Source organism: Lactococcus sp. EKM203L (genome assembly GCF_011800585.1).
Lineage (GTDB): Bacteria > Bacillota > Bacilli > Lactobacillales > Streptococcaceae > Lactococcus > Lactococcus lactis.
Window position 1 is genome coordinate 139,828 of record NZ_JAALEQ010000006.1, and the last position, 9,908, is coordinate 149,735.

Sequence of the window (9,908 nt, forward strand, 5' to 3'; positions counted from 1 at the left end):
AGATTCATGTCAGTTCAATGCGACTACGGAGAGCATTGAAGTTGTAGATAGAAAAATTGCTGACAAGATTCATGTCAGTTCAATGCGACTACGGAGAGCATTGAAGTTGTAGATAGAAAAATTGCTGACAAGATTCATGTCAGCAATTTTTCATTATTTCATTATTTCTTTATTTCATTATTTTATTTTTTTATTTTTTCTATCACTAAAAATTTTACTGACAGACATTTTTTATTCAGCAGGAACTTCTTCATCAGTCGTTTCTGCTGTTTCTTGAGCTTGATTAGAGATAACAATTTTATCATCAATCAAATCAGCAACCAATTCTTTGTATTCAGGGTGTTCAATATAGAAGTCAGCAATTGAATCTTCGATATTTTCTTGAATTGTTCTACGAAGTGGTCTAGCACCCATTGCTGGATTGTAACCTAAATCAACTAATTTTTCTTTTGCTGCTTGAGTGACACTAAGATGAATATCATTACGTCCAATTTGTTCGTTGACTTCATCAAGCATCAAATCAACAATTTTAAGGAGATTTTCTTTGCTCAAAGCAGAGAATTCAATAATTCCGTCAAAACGGTTCATGAATTCAGGGCTAAAGAAATCGCCAAGCTGACCAAGCACTGATTTAGTTCGTCCCTCACGAGCAGCACCAAATCCGACAGAGGCTTCAACTTTACCAGTTCCGGCATTAGAAGTCATAATAATCAAACTATCTTTAAAGGATACTGTCCGTCCTTGTGCGTCTGTCAGACGTCCATCTTCAAGAATTTGTAAGAACATGTGCATCACATCTGGATGTGCTTTTTCGATTTCATCTAATAAAATCAAACTGTAGGGATTACGACGAACACGTTCAGTCAATTGACCAGCTTCTTCATAACCTACGTATCCTGGAGGGGCTCCAATCAATTTGGCCACCGAATGTTTTTCCATGTATTCCGACATGTCAAAACGAATCATACTTTCGCTTGAGCCAAATAATTCTTTAGCCAATTGTTTAGCAAGTTCTGTTTTACCAACACCTGTTGGACCAACGAAAAGGAAAGAACCAATTGGACGATTAGGTTTACCAAGTCCCACACGAGAACGACGGATAGCTTTAGCAATCTTATCCACTGCTTCATCCTGACCAATCACATGTGCTTTCAAATCATCAGCCAAATTAATCAATTGGGTTTGTTCTTTTTCTTTCAAATCACCAACTGGAATATGTGTTTTTTGCTCAACAATTTGTTCAATATCTTTTTCAGTGATGACAGGAATTTCATCATCTGAAACTTCATGATTTTGTAATTCACGAAGTTTAGTGATTTGGTCACGGAAATGAGCGGCTTTTTCAAAATCTTCAGCCTGTGTTGCTTCATTTTTCTTCTTTTCTGCATCCGCAATCCGACGATTAATATCTTCAGGATCAACAAATTTCAAGGTTAGATTTTTCTTAGAACCAGACTCATCCAAAAGGTCAATGGCTTTATCTGGTAAGAAACGGTCTTGAATGTAACGATTTGACAAATGAGCGGCTGCTTCAATAGCCTCATCAGTGTATTTCACGTGATGATAATCTTCATAACGTGCTTGAATGCCTCGCAAAATAGTAATTGTTTCATCAACTGATGGTTCATCGACTTTAACTGGTTGCATCCGACGTTCAAGCGCAGCATCTTTTTCAATGATGCGATATTCATTGAGCGTTGTTGCTCCGACCAATTGAAGCTCACCACGCGCAAGCGCAGGTTTTAGGATATTTCCTGCATCCATATTGCCATCACCGGCAGAACCAGCACCAACAATTTCATGAATTTCATCAATAAACATAATCACATCATTACGTTTTCTGATTTCATCCATTAATTTTTGCATCCGTTCTTCAAATTGTCCACGAATTCCTGTTCCTTGAACAAGAGAAACAACATCAAGACGAATCACTTCTTTATTTTGTAGTTTTTGCGGCACATCTCCGTCCACAATTTTTTGCGCTAAACCTTCAACAACTGCTGTTTTACCAACACCAGGTTCACCAATTAATACAGGATTATTCTTAGTCCTACGATTTAAAATCTCAATGACACGTTTAATTTCTTCATCACGCCCAATCACTGGGTCAATTTCGCCACGACGAGCTGACTCTGTGATGTTAATTCCAAATTCTTCTAACATTCCTTTAGGTTGTTTTGCCCGAGGATTTTGTGGACCGCGCGGACCACGTCCACCTGTTTGTGTTGGTGGAGTTTGAGTGCTTGCTGCTCCATTAAAATCTTGACCGTGCAAAGCACTAAAGATATCATTAAATGGATTAAATGGTTCATCAGAATTTCCATTTGAGGCATTTCCTGCGCCAAATAAAGCTTCTTGACCGCCAGATTTCATAATTTGATAACAGTTTTGGCACAAATCAATTTGTTTTTTCTGACCATTTACACTTGTGTAAAGGTGAATCGTCGCTTCATTAATATTACAATTTTGACAAAGCATCGCTTTCCTCCTCTTAATTCTCAGTAATTAATTTTAAACTAATTTTCCCTTCACGGTTTGGAAGGAGTTAATCTAAAATCAGGACCAACTTCGATGTAAAGTTTTTTATATTTGAAATTTCTTGTGGTGATGACTAGAACTCGCTCATTATTTCGGACATCCCAAAACTCATTTTCCCCATTTTCTCTGAACCAACCGCCATAGTACCAAGCGTTAGTTCCTGCTACTTTTTATAGAATTTTGGTTTTTTCATATCAGATACAAGTTGAACAGATTCCAAATTTTCCGGGTCAATCTTGATATGTTTTCTTAAAGAAAGAACTTTTCTTGCTCCTCTAAGTTCAATATCAATGCCACCATTTTTTTCAAAATAGACAGTAGTCGTCATTTTCTCTCCTTATTTATAATTTAAGTGATAACGGTTACTTTTATTTTACATCAAATTTAAAAAATCAATAAATCATTTCTCCCTTTTAAAATAAAAAGTTTGACCATATTTGACCATTGATAAATTTATTATAATCATTTTAGGAAAATTTAGCAAGTCTTTTGAACTTTATAAATAAATTTTTAATAAAAAATACTGACAAAGCTGTCAGTAGAGCCAAAATATAATATAAAAAATTTAGCTTTTCCTTCTAGGTTTGTCAGTAATTTTTTATTTTGTCAGTTAGCCTGCATCATCAATTTTCTTATATAATCGATTTTGATGAACCAAGATATAAATTGAAGCAAGAATGGCAATGCCGGCAAAAATATAAACAATGATATTTCCTGCTGACCAGCCGTATGCTTGAACAAGCCAACCAATAACCAGAGTTGCTGTCACTTCACCAATAATGTACTGACAGAACCCCATCGTACCCGTTGACATTCCATTGGCAAATTTTGGGACAGCTTCATTGACCATCAGCCCGACAATTGTTGCTGGAGCATAAATGAAAGTTCCCATAATTAATAACACAATAATAATCAAAGTATGATTGGTCGCTGCAAAATAAGTAATCAGACAGGCAAGCATTGCAATCAATGAAACCAAAACCATAATGGCCCGACGGCCTTTAAGTAAATCAGTGATAAATCCGATGATAATAACCCCAGGTACAGCTGCAAGTTCAAAAATTCCTGTCAGCCATTTTGCTGTTGAATTATCAAATCCTTTGATATTAACCAGATAGTTTGGAATCCAACTCATAATTCCATAACGAACGACATAGATTGACAATGAGGTCAAAATGACCGCCCACACGAGTTTATTTTTGACAATGTATTCAAAAAATATTTTAAAAACATTGTCATTAGAAACATCGCCTTCAACAATTTCTCCGTCTTTAATAACCACTTTGTCGTCAGAATATTCTTCAATTGTCGGTAATCCTTTCGTCGTTGGACGGTCAGAACCCAGAAATAAAACGATAATAGCAATGACAATCGAAACAATTGATGCTGTCCAAAAACTCCATTGAAGCGAAGCGCCGAAAAATAAAGCAGATAAATTAATAACAGCCACACACATGAAAGCTCCAGCATTATGAGCTGATGACCAGATTGAAAATGCTGTCCCACGCGCCATAATCGAACCTTTTGCTTTTCGGCCAAACCATAAACCGACTAAACGCTGACAAGCCGCAGCTCCCATACCTTGCATAACCGAGTTAAGCAACATCAGAAAGACAATCATCCCAAAACTTTGGGTTGCTCCATAAAGCGCATTGATAATCGCTGACACAATCAATCCTGTCGCCACATAACGGTTTGGATTGGCCCGGTCAGCTAAAGTCCCCATAATCAGCTTTGAAATTCCATAGCCAATCCCAAACATGGAGAGAATTGTCCCAATTTGTCCCATCGAAAAGCCATAAGCCTTGGAAATATCATTTTGTTGAACGGTAAAGATCAATCGAATAATATAATAACCAATATAAACGATTGCCGTCGAAATTAAAACTCGGGTTTGCCACATTTTATACAACCGGGGAACTTTTTCCTCTGATATTTTTTGCTCCGCATCTGGAGCGGGTTTTAAGAATCCAAACATTTTGAATCCCCTTTCATTTTGATGAATTAATTATAACCCACTCCCATTTGAAATAAATTCCTGATTAAGCCATAATTTCAGGAATTTATTTTTAAATCAAAAAAATTTACTGACAGAATATAATCGTCAGCTTCCATTACAATCTGTCAGTAAATCTCTAGCACTCAAACAATTGCACCGTATTCTTTATACTGTTTGTAAAGTTGGATTAAAAGGTGAATAATTAATTCTAAGGGGAGCATATTATTATAATCAACAAGGATTTTCCCTGACAGGTTCTTTTGATAAGCAAGCAAAAGCAAATCACTTTGTTCAACCAGCCTACTCTTATAGTTACCAGTAATAGCTAAAACCTTTTTTCCATCTCTTTTGGCCTTCTGTGCTGTTGCCACAATCAAATCTGTTTCACCTGATAAGCTAAGACCAATTACAAATGTGTTTCTAGGCAATTTTTCAAGATATGCTTGCATATTATCTTGATATAAGCTGACAGCTTTAACATCTAAAAATTGCAAATCTCTCGCAAATGAGTCAGCTATCCGAACAGATAATCCTCTTGAAATAATCACGACTGAAGCTGCATGAAAAATATTTTCAACAACTTTAGCTAAGTTTTCACTCTCTAGCAGCCTTACTGTCATTAATAATTCTTCAATATTTTCAGAGACAACTTGATTTGCATCTTTTGTCAGTCCATAAATCCAATCATGTCTATTTAATTTTTGTTTTTCCATATTTTTGTATTCAGAAAAACCAGAAAAATTTTTCTTTTTCAAAGTTCGAATAATTGATGAAGGACTGACATGGGCAGATTCAGCAATTTGAGCAACCGTCATTTGAATTATTTTTGCTTTATTTTCTTCTAAATAATTCCAAATATAAATTTCGACACTAGTTAAATGGTTCATAAAACTCCTCTGAATAAAAAATAATTTTATATAATACAAACTGAATCATAATACATATTATCTCTAAAAAATATAAAAAAACTTACTGACAGTTTCATCAGTAAGTTTTTAAATTACATAAAGTCACGCAACGGTTTAGAACGACGTGGGTGACGAAGTTTTTTGATTGCTTTTGCTTCAATCTGACGAATACGTTCACGTGTCACTTTGAATTGTTTACCAACATCTTCCAAAGTATGCATGCGTCCATCATCAAGACCAAAACGCATTCTCAAAACATTTTCTTCACGGTCAGTCAAAGTATCCATGACTTCATCTAACTGTTCACGTAAAAGAATACGGTTTGTATAATCAACAGGTGATTCGATTACATCATCTTCAATGAAGTCACCAAGATGTGAATCATCTTCTTCACCGATAGGTGTTTCGAGTGAGACTGGTTCTTGAGCAATTTTCAGAACTTCACGAACTTTATCTGGCGCCATGTGCAACTCTTTACCAATTTCTTCTGGTGAAGGATCGCGTCCGAGTTCTTGCAAAAGATTACGTTGAACACGAATCAATTTATTGATTGTTTCAACCATATGCACTGGAATACGAATCGTGCGGGCTTGGTCAGCAATCGCACGTGTAATTGCTTGGCGAATCCACCATGTGGCATAAGTCGAGAACTTGAATCCTTTTGTATGGTCAAATTTATCCACAGCCTTCATCAAGCCCATATTTCCTTCTTGAATCAAGTCCAAAAATTGCATTCCACGTCCAGAATAACGTTTTGCAATTGAAACAACCAAACGCAAGTTGGCTTCGGCAAGCATTTGTTTCGCAAATTCTGCCCCTTCACCACCAGCAATAATTGCTTCAGCAAGTTTTGTTTCTTCATCAAGAGAAATCAATGGATAACGACCGATTTCTTTAAGATACATGCGAACAGGATCATCGATACGAACATTCGTAACAATTTCATCCATTGCAGTATCTGAAACTTCTTCTTTTTCAATTTCATCAGTGACAAGAGCCAAAGGACTTGGATTTCCATCTTTATCCACAATTGAAATTCCTGCATCTTGAATTTGTTTAAACAAGTCTTCAAGCGCATCATCAACAATCCCAAATTTAACAGAAAGTTCATCCAGGATTTCTTCATCAAGTGCTTCGCCCAAAGGTTTACGTTTGGTAATATAGCTTTTAACTGCTTTTTCATAAGCTTTTACGTTAAAAGTATCACCATTTTCTTTGACTTCAACTCTTGCTAATGTTTTAGGACTATCCATCTTTTCAACAACAACAGGTTTAACATTTAATGCTTCAAGAAGACGACGTTCTTCACCAGGTCCAACTGAACTTGAATGTGATTTTACAAGTAAGCCAATTTCTTGAGCCTTCTCAACCAAAACACGGTTTTGAACGCCAGTTTCTTTTGAAATTTGACTTATTCTTTTTTTATTTGCTGCCAATTCGCTCCTCCTCTTTGGGTAAAACTACTGACAAAACTGTCATTAAATAGACTAGCCAATTGTCAGTAAAAAATTATCATAATTTTTTCTTTTGGTTAATAATCTGAAGGGTTAACTGTGTTTGTAAGCTATCATCCCCTATTATTTTTTTTGCATTTTCTAATTGTTGTTCGAGTTCTTTTAATTTAATTTTCTCTCTTTCCATAGTAAAAGCATAAATTAAATCATCTATTTCTTCATTAATGTCAGTATCAGCTAAATCCCTATCGATAATCTGATAAAAAATACTTCGTTGTTCACCCGGTAACTCAATTGCCAAATCAAATGCATCAAAGTTTTCATCAATCATAAATTTTTCCAATATCTTATCAAATAAGTCTTGATAAGTTTTATGAATAAATTTAAAATTATCAATTTGAGAAATTTTTTGTAGAACCCAAGGATGATAAATCATCCGATGGAGTAGCATTTCTTCGGCCTTTTCCGAACCTGACAACTTAGGAACCTGAACAGATGGCTGGATAACTCGAGCCGATTCACTTCTTCTGTAAGTTTGTTGAGTTTTAACATTATTTTCATAATAAGCCTCCTCAAAATCTACAGGCATGACTGATTCAAGACTAGAATAATCATTTTCGTCAGTAAAACTTTCGGTCAAACTTGAAGCATCTAAATTACTGACAGGATGGTCAGTAATTGTCATATTTTCACGCCGTAAATTTACAGCCTGCTCCACTTGATTATACTCGAAATCAGGCAAAATCTCAACTAATTTTCTTATATAGGCATCCTGAGCCGTAATCGATGGAAGCTTTGCAATCATTGGTGAAATCTGTTCAATAAAATCAAGTTGCGTTTGTAAATTAGCAAGGTTTTCAGGTCTCAAATAATCAATTAAAAATTCAATGGGTTGAATACGCCCCGTTTCCATTAAGGCAGATAATCCCTTCAAACCATAATTTTTAGAATACTCATCTGGATCAAGTCCTTCTGGAACCTTTACAATCTGCACAGCAGATTCACCAATCAAATCAATGGCCTTATAAATTGCATTTTGCCCAGCAGAATCTCCATCATAAACTAATACGAATTTTTTTGCCATTTGTTTCAAACGGCGGACGTGTTTTTCGGTTAATGCCGTCCCCATTGAGGCAACAACATTATTTATTCCAGCTTTATAAGCCGCAATAACATCCATAAAACCTTCCATTAAATAGACTTCATGCTGCTTTGAAATTGTTGGTTTTGCTTTATCTAAATTCCAAAGTTCATAAGATTTATCAAATATAGTTGTTGCTGAAGTATTAATATATTTGGCTTTAGAATCATCATTTTCCTGCCATTTACGTCCAGAAAAACCAATTGTCTGTCCATATTCGTTGGTGATTGGAAACATGATTCGGTTCGTAAAAGCATCAAAAACTTTATTATTTGAGAAATGAAATAAACCAGACTTTGCCATAATTTCTTCATCAAACTTATTTGATAAATTTTTAAAAATAAAATCATTTTCTTCAGGAGCTAAACCAATATTAAATCTCTTGATTACATCATCAGTAATCCCCCGCTCCTCAAGATATTTCCTAGCCCGTTCACCCAACTCCGTTGACATCAATAGAATATTGTATAAACGAGCAGCCTGGTTATTGATTTCAAACAATGGTGCATTTGGATTATTTTTTTCTTCTCTATCATCAGAAATGTTAAGAGTAACTCCTGCAAAATCAGCCAGTTCCTTAACAGCATCAACGAATCCAACTTGATTGTATTCTTTTAAAAACTCAATCGCATCACCAGAGCGCCCACAACCAAAACAATGATAAAAACCTTTTTCAGCATTTACATTAAAGGAAGGAGTTTTCTCACCATGAAAAGGGCATAAACCAATATAATTCTTACCTGTACGACTTAAAGCAACATACTGTGAAATTAAATCAGCAATATTAACTTTTGACTTTAAATCATTAACAACCTCAGTGTCAAGTGAAACCATAATCTCCCCCTTCATCCCTACGATTAATCATAAAAGTAATCTCATAAAATAAGTATAACACTTCAGAAAGGTTCTTAATCATCATTCATTTTCTAAAATAAATATAACTTACGAAATCTTACTGATTTTATGGCTTTAAAGTCTAAAAGACGCCTATTAAAGAATAGACGTCGAACAAAGGGGGGTAAGGGATTCGAACCCTCGCGCCGGTTTCCCGACCTAACGATTTAGCAAACCGTCCTCTTCAGCCTCTTGAGTAACCCCCCATAGGCTTATTAACAATGAATAGATACCTTACATATCCATTATGGGAATTCCAGGATTCGAACCTGGGACCCCTGCGTTATCAACACAGTGCTCTAACCAACTGAGCTAAACTCCCAATTTATTGTTTTCAATTGAAAACTAAGCGGATGACGAGAATCGAACTCGCGTAGCCAGCTTGGAAGGCTGGGGTTCTACCATTAAACTACATCCGCTAACAAAGAATGGCGCGAGACGGAATCGAACCGCCGACACATGGAGCTTCAATCCATTGCTCTACCAACTGAGCTACCGAGCCAAAGATATGGATCTTGCTGGATTCGAACCAGCGACCGATCGGTTATGAGCCGATAGCTCTAACCAACTGAGCTAAAGATCCAGCTGATAAATATAGCGGCGAAGGGGATCGAACCCCCGACCTCTCGGGTATGAACCGAACGCTCTAGCCAGCTGAGCTACACCGCCATTTTTGACATAAGTCAAATTGATGTAAAAACATCAATCGGGAAGACAGGATTCGAACCTGCGACACCTTGGTCCCAAACCAAGTACTCTACCAAGCTGAGCTACTTCCCGTTATATGCAAGCGGTAGGATTCGAACCTACAACCGCCTGATTCGTAGTCAGGTACTCTATCCAGTTGAGCCACGCCTGCAAATAACATTTTTATAAATAACTAGTAATAATACTAGTAAGCGAACGACGAGATTCGAACTCGCGACCCCAACCATGGCAAGGTTGTGTTCTACCCCTGAACTACGTTCGCACTT

The 9,908-nt window shown here is 36.3% G+C and carries 6 protein-coding genes and 9 tRNA genes; all 15 read right to left on the minus strand.

Going from position 1 to position 9,908, the window contains the following annotated elements:
- Positions 1 to 231: 231 nt before the first annotated feature.
- Positions 232 to 2,478 (minus strand): ATP-dependent Clp protease ATP-binding subunit, encoded by a 2,247-nt coding sequence (locus tag HFD15_RS10690; protein ID WP_058208525.1) that lies wholly within the window; start codon positions 2,476 to 2,478, stop codon positions 232 to 234.
- Between the two features lie 223 nt (positions 2,479 to 2,701).
- Complete coding sequence (locus HFD15_RS14380) at positions 2,702 to 2,866, minus strand: hypothetical protein (protein WP_238785359.1); 165 nt, start codon at positions 2,864 to 2,866, stop codon at positions 2,702 to 2,704.
- Positions 2,867 to 3,148: 282 nt separating this feature from the next.
- Positions 3,149 to 4,516 (minus strand): MFS transporter, encoded by a 1,368-nt coding sequence (locus tag HFD15_RS10700; RefSeq protein WP_058208524.1) that lies wholly within the window; start codon positions 4,514 to 4,516, stop codon positions 3,149 to 3,151.
- A 164-nt stretch (positions 4,517 to 4,680) separates the two neighbouring features.
- Complete coding sequence (locus HFD15_RS10705) at positions 4,681 to 5,424, minus strand: MurR/RpiR family transcriptional regulator (protein WP_010905438.1); 744 nt, start codon at positions 5,422 to 5,424, stop codon at positions 4,681 to 4,683.
- 113 nt (positions 5,425 to 5,537) lie between these two features.
- On the minus strand, positions 5,538 to 6,698 hold the full coding sequence (rpoD, locus tag HFD15_RS10710; protein ID WP_370519775.1) for an RNA polymerase sigma factor RpoD: 1,161 nt from the start codon (positions 6,696 to 6,698) through the stop codon (positions 5,538 to 5,540).
- Positions 6,699 to 6,957: 259 nt separating this feature from the next.
- Positions 6,958 to 8,874 carry a DNA primase gene (dnaG, locus tag HFD15_RS10715; protein WP_058208523.1) on the minus strand — a complete coding sequence of 639 codons (1,917 nt, stop codon included), beginning with the start codon at positions 8,872 to 8,874 and terminating at the stop codon, positions 6,958 to 6,960.
- 178 nt (positions 8,875 to 9,052) lie between these two features.
- A tRNA-Ser gene (locus HFD15_RS10720) sits at positions 9,053 to 9,140 on the minus strand.
- 42 nt (positions 9,141 to 9,182) lie between these two features.
- A tRNA-Ile gene (locus HFD15_RS10725) sits at positions 9,183 to 9,256 on the minus strand.
- 26 nt (positions 9,257 to 9,282) lie between these two features.
- Positions 9,283 to 9,353, minus strand: a tRNA-Gly gene (locus HFD15_RS10730).
- Between the two features lie 10 nt (positions 9,354 to 9,363).
- Positions 9,364 to 9,436 (minus strand) — tRNA-Phe (locus HFD15_RS10735).
- Between the two features lie 7 nt (positions 9,437 to 9,443).
- A tRNA-Ile gene (locus tag HFD15_RS10740) sits at positions 9,444 to 9,517 on the minus strand.
- A gap of 12 nt (positions 9,518 to 9,529) precedes the next feature.
- Positions 9,530 to 9,603: transfer RNA gene (locus HFD15_RS10745), tRNA-Met, on the minus strand.
- A gap of 37 nt (positions 9,604 to 9,640) precedes the next feature.
- Positions 9,641 to 9,714 (minus strand) — tRNA-Pro (locus HFD15_RS10750).
- 5 nt (positions 9,715 to 9,719) lie between these two features.
- Positions 9,720 to 9,793: transfer RNA gene (locus tag HFD15_RS10755), tRNA-Arg, on the minus strand.
- A 39-nt stretch (positions 9,794 to 9,832) separates the two neighbouring features.
- Positions 9,833 to 9,904: transfer RNA gene (locus HFD15_RS10760), tRNA-Gly, on the minus strand.
- Between the last annotated feature and the right edge of the window lie 4 nt (positions 9,905 to 9,908).